Genomic DNA, 15471 nt, shown 5'->3' with positions numbered 1-15471 from the left:
AGTTTTCTGGCGTTCATTTTTCCTGATCTTTAGAATGTTAGAACCTATACGGCGGCCAGCATTTTCAGATAATATTTTCGGGAGTAGTATTTGTAAAACCTGAATTTATTGTGGAACTTAAAACGCAACCTGCCGCCAGCTCTATGAAAAAACTATTTACTGTCCTTTTAGTTTTACTCCTCGTTTTCATAGCGTTTTTAGCTTTCCGGACCCTGACTTTTTCTTCGCGTCAGCATAGCGTTTCACCGGTTCCGAAAACCGCCGTCTCCGATTCGGCTAAATTCCACCTGGCGAAAGCCATCCGCATCAAAACCATTTCCCCGGAAGATCCGCAGGATTTCGATTCGGTCGCATTTCACCAATTCCGGAATTTCCTGCAAAAAACGTATCCGCTTACGCAGGAAAAACTAGCGCCGAAAGTTATTAACGAATTCAGTCTGCTTTACAAATGGCAGGGCTCCGATACGCGCTTAAAACCGGTGATCCTGATGGGGCATTTAGATGTAGTTCCGGTTGCCGAAGAAACCTTGAAAGAGTGGAAAGCAACGCCGTTTGGCGGAGAAATTAAACACGGGCATATCTGGGGACGCGGCGCGATAGACGATAAAATGAGCATTATTGGGATATTGGAAGCTACCGAAATGCTGCTGAAACAAGGTTTCCAACCCAAACGGACCATTTACCTGGCTTTCGGGCACGATGAAGAAGTGGGCGGAAAGTACGGCGCACAAGCCATTGTAAAACACTTGCAAACCGAAAATATTCAAGCCGAATTTGTGGTATGCCATCACCCAAAAACTGGTTCCCGGCCTGGAAACCGACGTAGCGTTGATCGGAATTTCGGAGAAAGGATTTACCTCGCTGGAACTTACGGCCAACGTGGAAGGCGGCCATTCTTCCATGCCGCAAAACGAAACGGCCATCGATGTAATTTCCCAGGCAATATTCAGGCTCCGGCAAAAACCATTTGAAGCCCAGATCACGCCGCCCGTACAGGAATTTATGAAAAACCTTGGTCCGGAAATGCCGGCGTTTCAGAAAATGGCCTTTGCAAATTCCTGGCTTTTTGAAGGCATGATCCTGAAAACGTATCAGAAAAAACCTGCAAGCAACGCGTTGGTAACTACCACCATGGCGCCCACCATTTTTCAAAGCGGCATAAAAGAAAACGTTATTCCGGCGCAGGCAAAAGCGGTTGTAAATTTCAGAATTCTGCCGGGCACCAGCATAAACGCTATCGTTTCGAGGGTAAAAAGTATTATTCACGACGACCGCGTGCAGATAAAAGTCAAGCCTTTCAGCAGCGAAGCATCGCCGGTTTCCAGTCCGGAAGCAGCCGGTTACGAAATGCTGAACCAAACTATTAAAGAGCTATTTCCTAACACTTTAACTTCGCCAAGTATGGTAATTGCCGCCACTGACAGCCGCTTTTACTACACTCTTAGCCCGAACGTATACCGTTTTCTGCCTTACAAGATCAATAAAGAGAACATTAATTCTTTTCACGGCGTGAATGAGAAAATTTCGGTAGAAGAGTTTGAAGATGCGGTGCGGTTTTATGAGCGGTTGATACGGAATGTAAATTGAAAGGGGAATTAAGCAAATTACCTTCATTACAGTCGGAATATTTCTCAAAATCAATTTAACAACAAACAGATTAACAAAAGGTTTATATTTACATTTTGAAATTAAACCTGTAATTTATTTATGAAATCATTTCTCCTGATTTCGCTTGCTATTGGATTGCATGCCTGTGAAACGAATCAGCCACAGCAGAATGCAACCGCTACTTTTCAGGGCCAAACCGATACCGTTTTTTCCAAAACGCCAAATGCTGTTGCACCTGCTTTTCCCGAAGCAACTTCATCCGCAAAATATACTTACCAGATCATTCCGGCAGAAAATGGCACTTTTGGCTATGAAATAAAACAGGACTCCCGCACCTTCATCCGGCAGATCACAATACCGGGTTTACCGGGCAATGCTGGTTTTACAACAAAAGAAGAAGCAGAAAAAGTAGCTGAGCTGGTAATTACGAAACTGCAAAGTGGCGAAATGCCCCCTACCGTTTCCGAAGTTGAAATGAAGCAAATTGGAGCAATTAAATAATTCGAAAGCAACAGAACACTCCCTCACCGCTTATAAAATGAAAAAGATCTTCGTAGTAATGCTGGTCGTAGTTTTTGGCCAGAAAAGTTTTTCACAGTTACCCGATTCCTGGACCCGTAAAAACGATATGGGCACCGTTTCACCTAACCCGGTTAGCATACGCGCCGAAGCAGTTGGGTTTAGCATTGGCACCAAAGGTTATTTCGGAACGGGCGGCAACGCCACTACCAAAATGAACGATTTCTGGGAATACGATCAGGCTACGAACTCCTGGTCGCAGAAAGCTGCTTTACCAGGCGTGGCCCGCGACCGGGCGGTTGGTTTTAGCGTAGGTACCAAAGGCTACCTTGGCACCGGTCAGGATGCCGCGAATAATCGCTTGAACGATTTCTGGGAGTATGATCCGGCTACTAATACCTGGACCCAGAAAGCAAATTTCGCCGGCACACCGCGTAAAGGCGCCGTTGGCCTTGGCATCGGCAATAAAGGTTACCTTGGTACCGGAAACGATGCGAATGGCGATAGAACCGATTTCTGGGAATATGACCCGGCCACTGATACCTGGATCCAGAAAGCCGTTGTACCAGGGTATGGCCGCGATGAAGCTGCTGGTTTCACTATTGGTAATAATGGGTATATAGGCGGAGGCTACGCACCCAAAACTTTTTATGAATATAACCCGGCCACAAATTCCTGGACCCAGAAAGCCAATATTCCCGGCAATTACGCCTATGAGAACGTAGGTTTCAGCATTGGCCAGAAAGGCTATTTTTCAACGGGGTACAGCATTTCTTCGGGCATTACCAAGGAAACTTATGAATACAACCCGGCTACAAATACCTGGACGAACATCAGTAATAATTTCACGGCCCGGCGGGGAGCAGCTGGTTTTGGCATTGGCTCCAAAGGTTATGTTGTAGCCGGTTGGGATATGACTATCGGTTACCTGGACGACATGTGGGAATACGATCCTGCCCCACCGCTTATACAGAACAGGTGGAACCAGCGGGCCAATGTAGGAGGTAAAAACCGGGAGGCTGCCATTGGTTTCAGCATTATGAACAAAGGCTATGTTGGCGGGGGGTACGATGGCCATCATCGAAATGATTTCTGGGAATATGACCCGATCTCCGATAGCTGGAGCCAGAAAGCCAACATTCCGGGTAAACCCAGAAGCAGAGGATTTGGCTTCGGAATTGGCCCTAAAGGATATTTAGGTTCCGGCATAGATACCTTGGGGAATCATACGCCGGATTTCTGGGAATATGACCCAACAACCAACCGCTGGACGGAAAAAGCTCCGGTTTACAGCGGCAGCACTATAGCTTACGTTGGTTTCAGCATTGGTAAAAAAGGTTATGCATACGGCGGCGGGTTTGCCACAAACTTTATGGAATACGACCCGGAAACCGATATCTGGACTCCCAAAGCCGTTTTCCCGGGACCTTCGAGTTCAAGCGCAATGGCCTTTGCGGTTGGAAATAAGGGTTATGTAGGTTTGGGTGGATATAAAAATATCTGGGAATATGATCCGGCTACTAATATCTGGACGCAAAAGTCCAGCTTCCCAGGTTTAAACCGTACGAATGCGATTGGCTTCAGCTTAGGAAACAAAGGCTATGTCGGAACCGGCCATAATACCGGCTTTTCGAACTTTTCAGATATCTGGGAGTTCGATCCGGCAACCAATCTCTGGACGCAGCGGGCGCCGGTACCCGGCAATGGCAGGGAAAATGCTGTAGCTTTCACCATCGGCACAAGAGCATTCCTGGGTTTAGGCTACGATAGTAGACGAAACTTCCTTCGGGATCTCTGGGAATATACCCCGCCAACGCCGCCGGTTTTAAAAGATGTGGCCATTAGCGCTATTAGCAGCTTGCCGTTAAATGGCTGCGGTTTTTCTGCCCAGCAAACCATTACCGTTTCTATTGCCAACCTTGGCTCGCAACCAGAATCGAATATTCCGGTTGGTTGCCTGGTAAATGGCGTGCCGCTAACTGCAGCTCCGGAAATTTTTACCGGCACCATTGCTCCAAATACAACCGCCAGTTATACGTTTTCTTTGCCGGCTAACTTAAGCGCGGCCGGGCCTTACGTAATTAAACCATACACCCTGCTTTCCGGCGACAATATTACGCACAACGATACGGCAACCTTTAAATTCACTAACTGGATGCGGCCGCATTTACCGGATTTCGATTTCGAAGCGCAAAATCTTCCGGATTTCCGGGTTGAACCAAACCGTTACAACAACATTGTGAACCTGAATGGCTCAAACAACGGCAACAACTCCCAGGGGGCTCTTTATATGATGCAGGCCAATTTCCCGAGGCCCGTTAACATGGTTGCCCCGGCGAATGTCTGGAACACGTATGCAGATCGGGTTGGCGGAATCTATTCCTGTTTTAACCCAAGTGGCGGCTCGGCTACAGATTCGTTATGGCTTACTTTCGATCTGAAGCAGCATTTTCACATGGTACCGCAAAATACCAACTTTAGGGTTATGGTAAACGGCCAACAAGTAGGCCCAACCTACAATCCAGCCAACGCCGGTTCGCAAAATTCATGGACAAGCTACAAGGTAGATCTGTTTCAGTTTAAGAATGCCACCAGCCTGGAGATCGGGTTTGAATCGCTGCTGAATTTAGTGTTGTACAACAATACCAACCCAATGAATATTATGGATAATATAAATGTGGTGAGAAAGATTGGTACGACAACGGGTCTGAATCCTGAAAACCCGGAACTGCAATTCCAGCTATTCCCGAACCCAACTACGGGTAGTTTCACGGTGGTTGCTTCCGGAAAAGAACAGCAATTAACGGTACTAGATCTGAACGGAAAAGTGATCAAAACCCAAACGATCGGTTGCGGTGAAAATCTAGTAACGCTGCCTTCTGTGGCAAAAGGCATTTACCTAGTTCGTATTATTTCCACCAATGGCGTATTAACCAGGAAACTGGTGCTGCAGTAAGCTTAAACCTTTCGTAATAAAAAAGCCCCGCTCCTTCCCTTTCAGGAAAAAGCGGGGCTTTTAGTTTAAGTAAAAAGCGGCTGGAAACGCTCCTTCTATTTTGTTCTTCTGAAAGTACCTTCTGACTTCAGCTTGCCAAAATCACAAGTTTCTTTCAGAATGACAAATCAAATTCCTACTTAAACATCCCTTTTAAAGCAGCCAGTTTGCTCTGGAAATCGCCTTCCGGTTCAGCTTCCTTTCTTGGGGCATTGCTGCGTTGCTTTCCACCTCCACTTCCGCCACCAGCCGGTTTCGCCGCCATCGGGTCCGATTTCATGGAAAGGGCAATGCGTTTGCGGTTGGCATCAACTTCCAGAACCGTTACTTCCACGCGTTGCGCTACTTTCACGGCTTCGGCCGGGTTGGTAATAAACTTGTCGGATAAATGGCTCACGTGTACAAGACCATCCTGGTGCACCCCGATGTCTACGAAAGCGCCAAACGCGGTGATGTTGGTTACGATGCCCGGCAGTTTCATGCCCACGCGCAGGTCGGAGATTTCGTTTACGCCTTCGGTAAAGCTGAACGCTTCGAAGCTTTCGCGCGGGTCGCGGCCCGGTTTGGCAAGCTCTTTCATTATGTCCTGAAGCGTTGGCAGACCTACGGTTTCGGTTACGTATTTCTTCAAATCGATCTTGTTGCGCAGCTCGGCGTTTTTCATCAGCTCAGCAATGGAAGTGTTCAGGTCTTTCGCCATTTTCTCTACCACCTCATAAGCTTCCGGGTGAACCGCGCTGGCATCCAATGGATTTTCGGCGTTGCGGATGCGCAAGAAACCGGCCGCTTGTTCAAACGCTTTATCTCCTAAACGTGGTACTTTTTTCAATTCTAAACGCGAACGGAACGGACCGTTGGCATTGCGGTAATCGATGATGTTCTGCGCCAGGCTCGGGCCTAAACCGGAAACATAAGTCAAGAGCTGCTTACTGGCGGTATTCACTTCCACGCCCACGGCGTTTACGGAACTCATTACTACATCGTCCAAAGAATGTTTTAAAGCAGTCTGATCAACATCGTGCTGGTACTGGCCAACGCCAATGCTTTTCGGATCTAGTTTTACCAGTTCGGCGAGCGGATCCATCAAGCGGCGACCAATGGAAACGGCGCCGCGCACGGTTACGTCGTGGTCCGGGAATTCTTCGCGGGCAACATCCGAAGCGGAATAAATAGACGCACCGCTTTCATTTACCATTACCACGGCAATATTGCTTGGCAATTTCAGGCTGCGCACAAAGGTTTCGGTTTCGCGGCTGGCAGTTCCGTTACCAATAGCTATGGCTTCTACGTTGAATTTAGCGGCTAATTTTTCTACCGTATCGGCAGCCATTCTTGCTTGTCCGGCGCCGGTGTGCGGATACACGGTTTCATTGTGCAGCAGTTTACCTTGCTTGTCTAAAACTACCAGTTTACAACCGGTCCGGAAACCCGGGTCTAAAGCCAGAACGGTTTTCTGGCCCAGCGGGGCAGCTAATAAAAGCTGGCGCAGGTTGTCGGCAAATACTCTAATAGCTTCTTCGTCGGCGCGTTTTTTGGAGCTCATGCGCACTTCGGTTTCCATGGAGAAACGGAGCATGCGTTTGTAAGCGTCTTTCACGGCTATTTTCACCTGTTCGGCGGCGGCGTTATTGCCTTTTACGAACTGGTTTTCCAGAATTTCGATGGAGGCTTCTTCTTCCGGCTGCGCATCGAGCATCAGGATCATTTCTTTTTCGCCGCGGCGTAAGGCCAAAACTCTATGCGAAGGCGCTTTTTCGATCGGTTCTTCCCACTCGAAATAATCTTTGTACTTCTGGCCTTCTTCTTCTTTGCCGGCTACTACGCGGCTTTTGAACACGCCTTTTTTCTCGAATAGATTCCGGATTTTAGTACGGGCTTCGGCATCTTCATTTACCCATTCGGCAATAATGTCGCGGGCGCCGGCCAGGGCTTCTTCCTTGTCTTTTACTTCTTTTTCTTCGCTTACAAATTGTTCGGCTTCAGCCTCTACATCAAAACTTTGCTGCTCGAAAAGTTTGGTAGCCAGCGGCTCCAGGCCTTTTTCGCGGGCGATGGTAGCTTTGGTGCGGCGCTTCGGTTTGTAAGGCAGGTAAATATCTTCGAGCACAGCCATGGTTTCGGCGGCCATAATTTTGGCTTCCAGCTCCGGCGTCAGTTTTTCCTGGTCTTTAATGGATTTCAGAATGGCTTCGCGGCGTTTTTCCAGTTCGCGCAGCTGCTCCAGCCGGTCGCGGATGGCGGCAATTTGAACTTCATCCAGCTCGCCGGTGGCTTCTTTCCGGTAACGAGCAATGAAAGGAACGGTGGCGCCTTCGGCTAATAAATTAGCAGTGGCTTCCAGCGATTTTAAGCCGATGTTCAGCTCGGAAGCTATTTTGAGGTAATATTTTAAATCGTCCATGTGGTGGATTTGGGATTTTGGAGAGTTAGAAATGTTCTGAAATGCGTGAAACCTCCCCCTACCCCTCCAAAGGGGGAATGATTGGGAATGCGCACCTAGAATATTCAGTTCTTCAAATGTTTGTAATTCGTATTTTAAACCTTTTTTATGCTTTAATCAGATTTCAAAAATACGGTTAATTTAGAGGATGCGAAAGCGGTTTCAGGGCTTGAATTTGAAGAATGTTTTTGGTATGGGTTTTGGGCGGAAAATGATATCGTTTTTGCCTGAAAAAGTCAAATCATTTGTTCAGGATCGTTCGCTTTCAAACTTTTTCAGTTTTATTTCTACCGCCGGAATAAGCGCTATCAACGAAACGCACATAATTACCAGATTGCCTGTTGTAAGCACCGAAACTGAAAGCTGATCTCTTAAAAACGCCACTGACAACAGGAAAATAATCAACCCGGCCATACTTCCGAGCAGCATATAACGAGCCGAAATTTTATTGGCGAAATGCCAGTTTTCCAGGTTTTTCATGGAGCGCGCAGTGCGGTAACCGTACAGGCTGTTGATTCTTCGGGGCGGCTTCAGGTAGAAAAACAAACTGATAAAAATAAGCAGCAGATAAGAACCGCCTACCGCGATGAGTAATATATAAAGATCGGTTGCTGGCATACTTGGGAAATTAATTTTTAAGCTTTGGTGAACACGCGGCCGACTTTTCTACCAAATAAATATACCATTTTCTTCCGGAAAAGTCAGTAACTTTGGTATAGTTTTTATACTGAAAACGATACCATTTTTGATTTACCACTTTTATGAAAAAGATATTTTTGAGTTTTTTACTCGTTTTTGCTACCGTTTTTTGCTTTGCCCAAAGCACCAAAACCAAGACGAAAACCAAAACTACCACTCCGGCAAAAACTGTAACTAAAAAACCAGTCGCTAAGAAAATAACTGAGGAAAAATTACCTCAGGAAACGCCTGAACAAAAAGCCGCGCGCGAGAAAATGGCGATTGAAAAAGGCCGCGCCTTAACTCAGAATATGGATAAGAATCTGCGCTTTTCGCCGGAACAATTTGAAGCGGTGCTGAAAATTAACCAGCAAAGTATCAGTCAGGTAGAGTATGCCAAAGTACGTTACATCAAGCGGCTGCGAAAAATGAATGCAGAAATTCAGAATATTGGCTCCAGCCGTTTGAGTTTACTGAAAGATGTGCTTACGCCGCAGCAGTTCCAGAAATATAACCAGAAGCGCGAAGAGAAAATGGGAATACCGGGAACTTCGCCGCAACAGCAACGCGTACCGGCCATGGAACAATACAGCAACTAATCAGTAACTATTTCATTTCATTTAATTTTTATTTCGAACCGCTGCCTGAACAGGTAGCGGTTTTTTGCTTTAAAAGCATAGCGTCTTCCGTTGGCTGAAATTTATAATCGTAATAAACCACGCCAGCTTCCTACCTCCCTCCTATTTTTATCCAAATTCTGCGCAATCACTTACGCATATTAGTCTCAGCTTAATAGCCTGCTTTCACGAAGCATTGGTGGAACGTCCCGCGCTTTTCTATTTCCCCGATTCTTGTCTTTTAGTTCGTTGTGTCATTCACATGGCAATCTTGTACTTACACTCACATTTTCAACCAAATCCGAGTCTAAAGGCTGAATTTTTGAAATAAAATATAACTATTCAAACAAAACACTTGCACCCGATTTACTACCGCTTCAGATGCGCCAACTTCTGAAATACCTGGGCGTTAAAACCAACATAAGCAAAAACACTAAGAAAACTTCACTATATCGGTCCAAAACTATACAAATATTTGCTATGAAAACAACGCTACTTTCACTCGCATTCTTCCTTTTATCCATTTTCTCTTTCACAGCTTCGGCTCAAACTTCTAACCCATGCACCGGCTGCGATTATGAGCCACTTTGCGTGATAGAAGATGAAGGATTCCGTTTCGAGTATTTCGGCGCTATAAACCAGGGCAATGGTACCACCCAGCTCAAGTTCAAAGTTTTTAATGCCAGCCGCTACCCTTTCACCAGCATTATGTTCGATCTGCCGGGCACCAATATTCCGGCCATTTCGCCTAAAACCAGCTATGTAAGCCGTTTCTGGTACAGCGTAGACAATAATTACAACCAGGAATTCATTAAATTCATCGGCCTCAACACCACCACTTACCGTTACGATCAAAGCGACATTTTCCGTTATACAGTAGATAGCGCCACTTTTTACAACGGCCAGAACAGCACCATCGAAATTCAGGCTGAAGCCGGCGACATGATGGGAATTGCAATTTTTGATCTGAATGAATGCGACGACCTGCCAATTAATCCGCTTCCGGTAGAACTGACCAGCTTTAAAGGCAACGTAACCGCAGCTGGCGTGTCATTAACCTGGGAAACGGCTTCCGAAAAAAATAACGCGTACTTTTCCGTTCAGTACAGCACCGACGGCCGCAATTTCGAATCGGTTGGTTACGTACAGGGAAACGGCACAACTGCTATGGCACATAAATATGCTTTCACCCATAAAGATCCGGCTGGTGGCAAAGTGTATTACCGCCTGAAACAAGTTGACCACGATAATACTTCGGCTTACAGCAAAGTAATTGTGCTCGAAACTAAAACCAAAGCAAATTTACCGCTGCGTGTTTACCCGAACCCGGTTACCGGCCAGGAAGTGAATCTGCAATTTGAAAATGTTAGCGCAGAAAAAGTAAACCTGACTCTAACCGATCTGAACGGTCGCGTAATTCTGAAAAGAACTACTGAAGCTGCCCGCAACGTGAAATTCGATTTGAATGGAGCAGATTTAAAACCAGGCATTTACATTCTGAACGTTCAGGCCGATTTACAAACAGCACACCAGAAAATTGTAGTACAATAACCTGAACCTAATCTGAAATAAAGCTATGAAAACGCAGAAAAGGCGGCCTTGCAAAAGGTCGCCTTTTCTGCGTTTTAAAATATGCCATAACGGAAAAAACGGTATCTTTAACGCCCTGAAAACTCATTACCAACCGCATATGACCGACAAAAATATTTACCTCGTAACCACCCCCGATGGGCAAACGATTGATCTGACCAAAGCCCGTTCCTTAAAAGGTAATAATCTGTACCCGTTCGGGCCACATAACTTTGCTATTTACCAGACGCCGGAAAATGTTTTTGTGAAAGGCACCAACCGCGGCGAACGCGAAATTATGCTGAATTACTACGAGATCATTCCGGAAAACGAAGCCCGCAACTACAAACACCCTTACGTGCGCGAAGACGAAGTAGAACACATGGACTAAAAACGGTATCTAAAACAGCCCGAAAAGTTCGATATTAATTCTATTGATGATCTTGCCCAGATCTTCCGGCCGCGCCACAAAATCGAGGTTATTCACATCTATGGTTATTACTTTGCCATGTTTGTAATTAGCGATCCATTCGTCGTAGTGCTCATTCAATTTTTTCAGGTAATCGAGGCGAATGCCGCTTTCGTAATCGCGGTTGCGTTTCTCGATCTGGCTGATCAGTTTGGGCAAATCGGCTTTTAAATAAATGAGCAGGTCCGGTGGTTGCACCATCGTGATCATACTTTCGTAAAGTTTGAAATAATTTTCGTAGTCGCGTTCGCTCAGCATTTCGGAACTTCGGAGGTTTTTGGCAAAAATGTGCGCGTCTTCGTAAATGGTGCGGTCCTGGATCACTCCTCTGGTGCGCTTCTGAATCTGCTGGGTCTGGTTAAAACGGCTGTTCAGAAAATATACCTGCAAATGAAAAGCCCAGCGGGGCATATCGTTATAAAAATCTTTCAGATAAGGATTATCTTCCACACTTTCCAGGTGAACATCCCAGTTAAAATGCTGCGCCAGTTTTGCAGCTAAAGTAGTTTTTCCAGCGCCAATGTTGCCGGCAATTGCAATGTGCATAAGCAGTAAAAAACGGTAGGGTTTCGGGGTGTAAAAGTAAAGCAAAGCTTTCAGATTTCCGGAACAACTTCCATTTTCAGCTGCGTTTTTTGTTTTTTCGGTCTTAGCAAACCCAGAAATGCCCTTTTATTACCCGAATGAATATTTAAATCTGAAAACCAACAGGTTAAAGCAAATTTTCATAATTGGATACAATTTTTACTAAAAATATGTAACCTTTTTAGAAAGGGGCAACGTAAGCTGCATTCGCTGTTTATATAAATATTTTAAAAAAAATTGAACAAAATATTTTGAACTACGAAAACCAATTGCAATATTTCAGAGAATTTAAGATTAATTCCTGAAATTCATTAAAAAAACATTCTCACCTTAAACCATTAAAACCTTATGAAAAAATTTTACGCTTTCGCTGCGGCAGGATTGCTGTGCGCTTCCGGTGCAATGGCTCAATCAGATTTCCAGCGCTGTTCAGCCATGGAAGTTCTACATCATCAGATGCAGCAAGATCCGCAAATGGAATCGCGGATGACCGCTATTGAAGCCCACACCCAGAAATTTCTGCAGAACAGGCCGGCCAACCAACGTACAAACGCCGTGGTTACCATTCCGGTAGTAGTGCACGTTATTTACAATACAGCTTCGCAAAATATTTCGCTGGGCCAGATCCAAAGCCAGATAGATGTACTGAACGAAGATTTTCGTAAACTAAACGCCGATAACAGCAACACCCCTGCGCTTTATGCCGGTTTAGCTGCCGATGCCCAGATCCAGTTTGTATTAGCCAAACAAGATCCGAACGGAAACCCTACGAACGGCGTTACCCGCACCTCTACCAAAACCAAATCTTTCTCAGCCAATGACGCCATTAAATATACCAGCAAAGGCGGACACGATGCCTGGAACACCTCGCAGTATCTGAATTTCTGGATCGCGCCGAAACTTGCCAGCATGGGCCAGCAATTATTAGGTTATGCGCAGTTTCCGGGCGGCCCGGCTGCTACCGATGGTGTAGTAATGGCTTATGCCGCATTTGGTTCAAGAGCGAAATTTCCTGGAGGAGTTTACTATCAAGGTTATGACCTTGGCCGCACCACTACGCACGAAGTTGGCCACTATTTGAATCTGCGTCACATTTGGGGAGATGCTACCTGCGGAAACGACCTTGTTTCTGACACTCCTACCCAACAAACTTCAAACTACGGCTGCCCAACGTTCCCGAAAAAGACCTGCAGCAACAACGGCGACATGAGCATGAACTTCATGGATTACACCGATGACCCTTGCATGTATATGTTCACAACCGGCCAGGCAAACCGTATGGCTGCAGTTTTAGCGCCGGGTGGTTTCCACTATAGTTTAACCACTTCACCAGGGGCTCAAGCTCCGGGTACAGCAATTGCTTCCGGCACCAGCACCACAACACAGCAAAGCGGCCAGGCCCAAATTTCGGACAGAGAGCTGCACATGGCACCGGCTACCGTATTCCCGAACCCGGTAAAAACCGACATGAACGTGAGCTACTCAGTAGCCGCTGAAAACACGAACGTGGAAGTAGAAATTTATAACCTGATGGGTGCTTTGGTTGGCACTTATAAAGAAGGTTCGAAACCAGCCGGCAAACACATATTCAGCATAAATTCTGAAGACAACCGCAGCTTTGGCGCGTTGGCGAACGGCATGTATTTCTGCCGCATAAACGGTGCAGAAGAAGGCAAATTAGTACGCTTTGTAATAGAAAGATAATAACCGCCCCCTTTTCATTAAAAAAGTCCGGCAAGCTTTGCCGGACTTTTTTTGTTTTAATCGAATAGTTTGAATCTCGGTTTTTCTTCCGGCACTTCTTCCTCTTCTTTATCCGGAAATAACCGGAATTTCTTTTTCTCCGGCTTTTCTTCTTCCTTATCGCCAAAAAGTTTGAAACCGCTTTTTTCTTTTTCCTTTTTCTTGTTCCCGAATATTCCGCCGGAATTCTTATCATTATCGCCACCGAACAGGTTAAGCTTTTTCTTCTTTTCTTTAATTAAAATGTAGCGCAGCGAAAAGCCGCCCTGCAAACCAAAATAATCTTCGTGGTTAAAATGGATGGCCGGTTTTAAATCGGCGGAAAGCAACAAACGAGTGAAGATCAATTTGGCTTCCAACCCTAAAACGCCATCTACTCCATAAAAAGCACCGTTATCTTTCAGATCGCCAATGTGTCCGCCTGCGCCAATATAATAGTTTAAGCCATGGGTAATGATCGGGAAATGTTGCTGAAAAAGTGCGGTGGCGCTAACTTCGCGGGTGCCAGCCATTCCCAGAAACTCAATCGTACTTTTAGGCAGAACGCGTTGCTGCAAGGTTAAACCCATGCGGTTCTTTTCTACGCGCAAACCGGCCGCTGTAATGTATTTCTGGGCTTCGGCAGTAAAATTAAAAGCCAACATTCCGGCCACAACCAACAAAATTCTGTTCTTCATATAATCAGGAAAAAGCTTTTCCGGGCAACGAAATTACGCTTTTATTTGGTCAGAACTAAAAGCTTCTTATTGGCACAATGCCGTTTTACGCGAATTGCCTTATCTTTGAAAGAACTAAAAACCGTACCAGAACCATGGCAAAAACTAAACTTACTGTAAATAATAACGGCTCTCTAAGAATTGAAGGCGAATTTGAAATTGTAGACGCACAAGGCAACGTGTATGGCTTAGGCGGCCGCGAACTGGTAAGCATCTGTCGTTGTGGGCTTTCTAAAAACAAACCATTTTGCGATGGATCACACAAAGGCCATTTTGAGCATAATGCTGTAGCCTTCGATCTGCCTGAGAGAAAAGCGTAATTTAAGCTTGTGCAATTCAATTTATGACTGCAATTACGTTAACGCCGGCTTCGGAAAAAGATATTCCGGAGCTGCGCGCTCTGGCTTTAGCAACCTGGGAACCGACGTATAAAAACATTCTGAGCCGCGAGCAGCTGCTTTTTATGCAGGAAGAAATTTATAATGCTGATTCGCTGGCCAGACAAGTACAAAACGGTCAGCGGTTCTATTTTATCCAGTTCAACTCCGAAGCGGCTGGGTTTCTTTCTCTTAGTTTAATCGAAATAACGGAGCTACGCTACAAACTGAACAAACTTTATCTGTTGCCGGAAATGCAGGGCAAAGGTTTAGGCAAACAAGCTATTGAAGCGGCCGCAGAAACCGTATTGAAATTGGGCGGAAAAGTGCTGGAACTGAACGTAAACAAACATAATCCGGCAAAAGCCTTTTACGAACGCTGCGGTTACGCCGTGATCCGGGAAGAAGATATTCCGATAGGAAATTACTGGATGAACGATTTTGTGATGGAGAAAAAACTGGCCTAAGCTACGGCAGCCTGCGTGCGCACAAACCGCCGGAAAATCGGCAATGTGGCGTAGTAAACCACTAAACCCATTGGAATAGCCAATAAGGCCCACGCAGCAATACCCAGCAAATTGGCTACCCAGAGTTTGTTCAGGGTTGCCACCCAGTCTTCTTTTATCATGTGCATGATCTGGGCGAGCGAATAGCGTAACGGAGTGCCGCCAAAAATAAAAATGCCAAGTTTAACCAGCGGAATAGCAATAATGATCTGGATCGGGTTAACAAAATAACTGATCAGCAACAAGATAGGGCTATTCAGCCGGAACCGCGCCGCCACCAACGTACCAATTAAGGTAGTAACCCCAAAAGCCGGAATCAAACCAATAATAGCACCCAAGGTAACTGTCAGCGACAATTTTTCGGGCGTAATCCCAGCTTTGAGTAAAGCCAGCAGCGGTTTTACCAGTTTGCGTTTAAAAAAATTTTCTTTTGGTTGTAATTCTTTTTCCAATACTCCGGAAGGTTAAGCGGTGATCTGCTGCGATGACCGGGTTCGCAGTTCAGGGTTTATACGTAAAAAACGCCGCAGGTAACCTGAAAAATGGCATTTTTAATTAAAATATAATTTCAGGCGTTTTCGTTCCACAAAACTAAGGCCAAATCCGACTTTTTCCGGTAAAAATGATAGCGTTTTTTTATCAGGATTTT

15 protein-coding genes are annotated in these 15471 nt (G+C 45.6%); 10 read left to right on the top strand and 5 right to left on the bottom strand.

Translation table 11 applies throughout. The features are described from left to right. Positions 1–143: 143 nt before the first annotated feature. The 4 genes from ACFPIB_RS14555 to ACFPIB_RS14540 all read left to right on the top strand — a co-directional run bounded on the left by ACFPIB_RS14555 (position 144) and on the right by ACFPIB_RS14540 (position 5083). Positions 144–971 carry a M20/M25/M40 family metallo-hydrolase gene (locus ACFPIB_RS14555; protein WP_378018194.1) on the top strand — a complete coding sequence of 276 codons (828 nt, stop codon included), beginning with the start codon at positions 144–146 and terminating at the stop codon, positions 969–971. Further along, positions 880–1587, top strand: coding sequence for a M20/M25/M40 family metallo-hydrolase (locus tag ACFPIB_RS14550; RefSeq protein ID WP_378018262.1), 708 nt, complete (start codon positions 880–882; stop codon positions 1585–1587). The genes ACFPIB_RS14555 and ACFPIB_RS14550 overlap by 92 nt, the downstream gene beginning before the upstream one ends. Before the next feature lie 120 nt (positions 1588–1707). Further along, positions 1708–2109 (top strand): DUF4907 domain-containing protein, encoded by a 402-nt coding sequence (locus tag ACFPIB_RS14545; protein WP_378018193.1) that lies wholly within the window; start codon positions 1708–1710, stop codon positions 2107–2109. 37 nt (positions 2110–2146) lie between these two features. Continuing rightward, positions 2147–5083 (top strand): Kelch repeat-containing protein, encoded by a 2937-nt coding sequence (locus tag ACFPIB_RS14540; RefSeq protein ID WP_378018192.1) that lies wholly within the window; start codon positions 2147–2149, stop codon positions 5081–5083. Between the two features lie 175 nt (positions 5084–5258). Here the strand turns inward: ACFPIB_RS14540 and ACFPIB_RS14535 are convergent, their stop codons facing one another. Both ACFPIB_RS14535 and ACFPIB_RS14530 read right to left on the bottom strand, forming a co-directional pair. Next, the gene (locus ACFPIB_RS14535) at positions 5259–7523 is read right to left on the bottom strand and encodes a Tex family protein (protein WP_378018191.1); all 2265 of its coding nucleotides are present in this window, start codon (positions 7521–7523) and stop codon (positions 5259–5261) included. 288 nt (positions 7524–7811) lie between these two features. After that, positions 7812–8180: an SdpI family protein gene (locus tag ACFPIB_RS14530; protein WP_378018190.1), complete on the bottom strand. Its 369-nt coding sequence runs from the start codon at positions 8178–8180 to the stop codon at positions 7812–7814. Positions 8181–8323: 143 nt separating this feature from the next. Here ACFPIB_RS14530 and ACFPIB_RS14525 point away from each other — a divergent pair, with 143 nt between their 5' ends. The 3 genes from ACFPIB_RS14525 to ACFPIB_RS14515 all read left to right on the top strand — a co-directional run bounded on the left by ACFPIB_RS14525 (position 8324) and on the right by ACFPIB_RS14515 (position 10817). After that, entirely contained in the window at positions 8324–8839 is a 516-nt protein-coding gene (locus tag ACFPIB_RS14525; RefSeq protein WP_378018189.1) for a hypothetical protein, read from the top strand. 498 nt (positions 8840–9337) lie between these two features. Beyond that, a complete protein-coding gene (locus ACFPIB_RS14520; RefSeq protein ID WP_378018188.1) occupies positions 9338–10408 on the top strand; it encodes a T9SS type A sorting domain-containing protein in 1071 nt (356 codons plus the stop codon). 139 nt (positions 10409–10547) lie between these two features. Continuing rightward, on the top strand, positions 10548–10817 hold the full coding sequence (locus ACFPIB_RS14515) for a hypothetical protein (RefSeq protein WP_378018187.1): 270 nt from the start codon (positions 10548–10550) through the stop codon (positions 10815–10817). Positions 10818–10826: 9 nt separating this feature from the next. Here ACFPIB_RS14515 and ACFPIB_RS14510 read toward each other — a convergent pair whose 3' ends face one another. After that, positions 10827–11441: a deoxynucleoside kinase gene (locus tag ACFPIB_RS14510; protein ID WP_378018186.1), complete on the bottom strand. Its 615-nt coding sequence runs from the start codon at positions 11439–11441 to the stop codon at positions 10827–10829. 387 nt (positions 11442–11828) lie between these two features. Here ACFPIB_RS14510 and ACFPIB_RS14505 point away from each other — a divergent pair, with 387 nt between their 5' ends. Further along, complete coding sequence (locus ACFPIB_RS14505; RefSeq protein WP_378018185.1) at positions 11829–13184, top strand: M43 family zinc metalloprotease; 1356 nt, start codon at positions 11829–11831, stop codon at positions 13182–13184. Between the two features lie 56 nt (positions 13185–13240). Here the strand turns inward: ACFPIB_RS14505 and ACFPIB_RS14500 are convergent, their stop codons facing one another. Beyond that, positions 13241–13900, bottom strand: coding sequence for a hypothetical protein (locus tag ACFPIB_RS14500; RefSeq protein ID WP_378018184.1), 660 nt, complete (start codon positions 13898–13900; stop codon positions 13241–13243). Between the two features lie 134 nt (positions 13901–14034). On the opposite strand from ACFPIB_RS14500, the gene ACFPIB_RS14495 reads away from it, so the two are divergent. Both ACFPIB_RS14495 and ACFPIB_RS14490 read left to right on the top strand, forming a co-directional pair. Continuing rightward, positions 14035–14259 carry a CDGSH iron-sulfur domain-containing protein gene (locus tag ACFPIB_RS14495; protein ID WP_378018183.1) on the top strand — a complete coding sequence of 75 codons (225 nt, stop codon included), beginning with the start codon at positions 14035–14037 and terminating at the stop codon, positions 14257–14259. Positions 14260–14282: 23 nt separating this feature from the next. After that, entirely contained in the window at positions 14283–14783 is a 501-nt protein-coding gene (locus tag ACFPIB_RS14490) for a GNAT family N-acetyltransferase (RefSeq protein WP_378018182.1), read from the top strand. On the opposite strand, the gene ACFPIB_RS14485 is transcribed toward ACFPIB_RS14490, so the two are convergent. Beyond that, positions 14780–15274, bottom strand: a complete 495-nt coding sequence (locus ACFPIB_RS14485) for a DUF2062 domain-containing protein (protein WP_378018181.1) — start codon at positions 15272–15274, stop codon at positions 14780–14782. The genes ACFPIB_RS14490 and ACFPIB_RS14485 overlap by 4 nt on opposite strands. Positions 15275–15471 lie beyond the last annotated feature (197 nt).

It is taken from the genome of Adhaeribacter terreus, from assembly GCF_042657365.1.
Lineage (GTDB): Bacteria > Bacteroidota > Bacteroidia > Cytophagales > Hymenobacteraceae > Adhaeribacter_A > Adhaeribacter_A terreus.
Note: the sequence above shows the minus strand (reverse complement) of the source record. Positions and strands in the feature narration are given on the sequence as shown.

Bases quoted from the DNA above. Each gene is read 5' to 3' on its own strand.
- ACFPIB_RS14510 (WP_378018186.1), bottom strand. From the start codon at position 11,441: ATGCACATTGCAATTGCCGGCAACATTGGCGCTGGAAAAACTACTTTA.
- ACFPIB_RS14545 (WP_378018193.1), top strand. From the start codon at position 1,708: ATGAAATCATTTCTCCTGATTTCGCTTGCTATTGGATTGCATGCCTGT.
- ACFPIB_RS14525 (WP_378018189.1), top strand. From the start codon at position 8,324: ATGAAAAAGATATTTTTGAGTTTTTTACTCGTTTTTGCTACCGTTTTT.
- ACFPIB_RS14515 (WP_378018187.1), top strand. From the start codon at position 10,548: ATGACCGACAAAAATATTTACCTCGTAACCACCCCCGATGGGCAAACG.
- ACFPIB_RS14505 (WP_378018185.1), top strand. From the start codon at position 11,829: ATGAAAAAATTTTACGCTTTCGCTGCGGCAGGATTGCTGTGCGCTTCC.
- ACFPIB_RS14495 (WP_378018183.1), top strand. From the start codon at position 14,035: ATGGCAAAAACTAAACTTACTGTAAATAATAACGGCTCTCTAAGAATT.
- ACFPIB_RS14535 (WP_378018191.1), bottom strand. From the start codon at position 7,523: ATGGACGATTTAAAATATTACCTCAAAATAGCTTCCGAGCTGAACATC.
- ACFPIB_RS14540 (WP_378018192.1), top strand. From the start codon at position 2,147: ATGAAAAAGATCTTCGTAGTAATGCTGGTCGTAGTTTTTGGCCAGAAA.
- ACFPIB_RS14555 (WP_378018194.1), top strand. From the start codon at position 144: ATGAAAAAACTATTTACTGTCCTTTTAGTTTTACTCCTCGTTTTCATA.
- ACFPIB_RS14530 (WP_378018190.1), bottom strand. From the start codon at position 8,180: ATGCCAGCAACCGATCTTTATATATTACTCATCGCGGTAGGCGGTTCT.
- ACFPIB_RS14520 (WP_378018188.1), top strand. From the start codon at position 9,338: ATGAAAACAACGCTACTTTCACTCGCATTCTTCCTTTTATCCATTTTC.
- ACFPIB_RS14490 (WP_378018182.1), top strand. From the start codon at position 14,283: ATGACTGCAATTACGTTAACGCCGGCTTCGGAAAAAGATATTCCGGAG.
- ACFPIB_RS14500 (WP_378018184.1), bottom strand. From the start codon at position 13,900: ATGAAGAACAGAATTTTGTTGGTTGTGGCCGGAATGTTGGCTTTTAAT.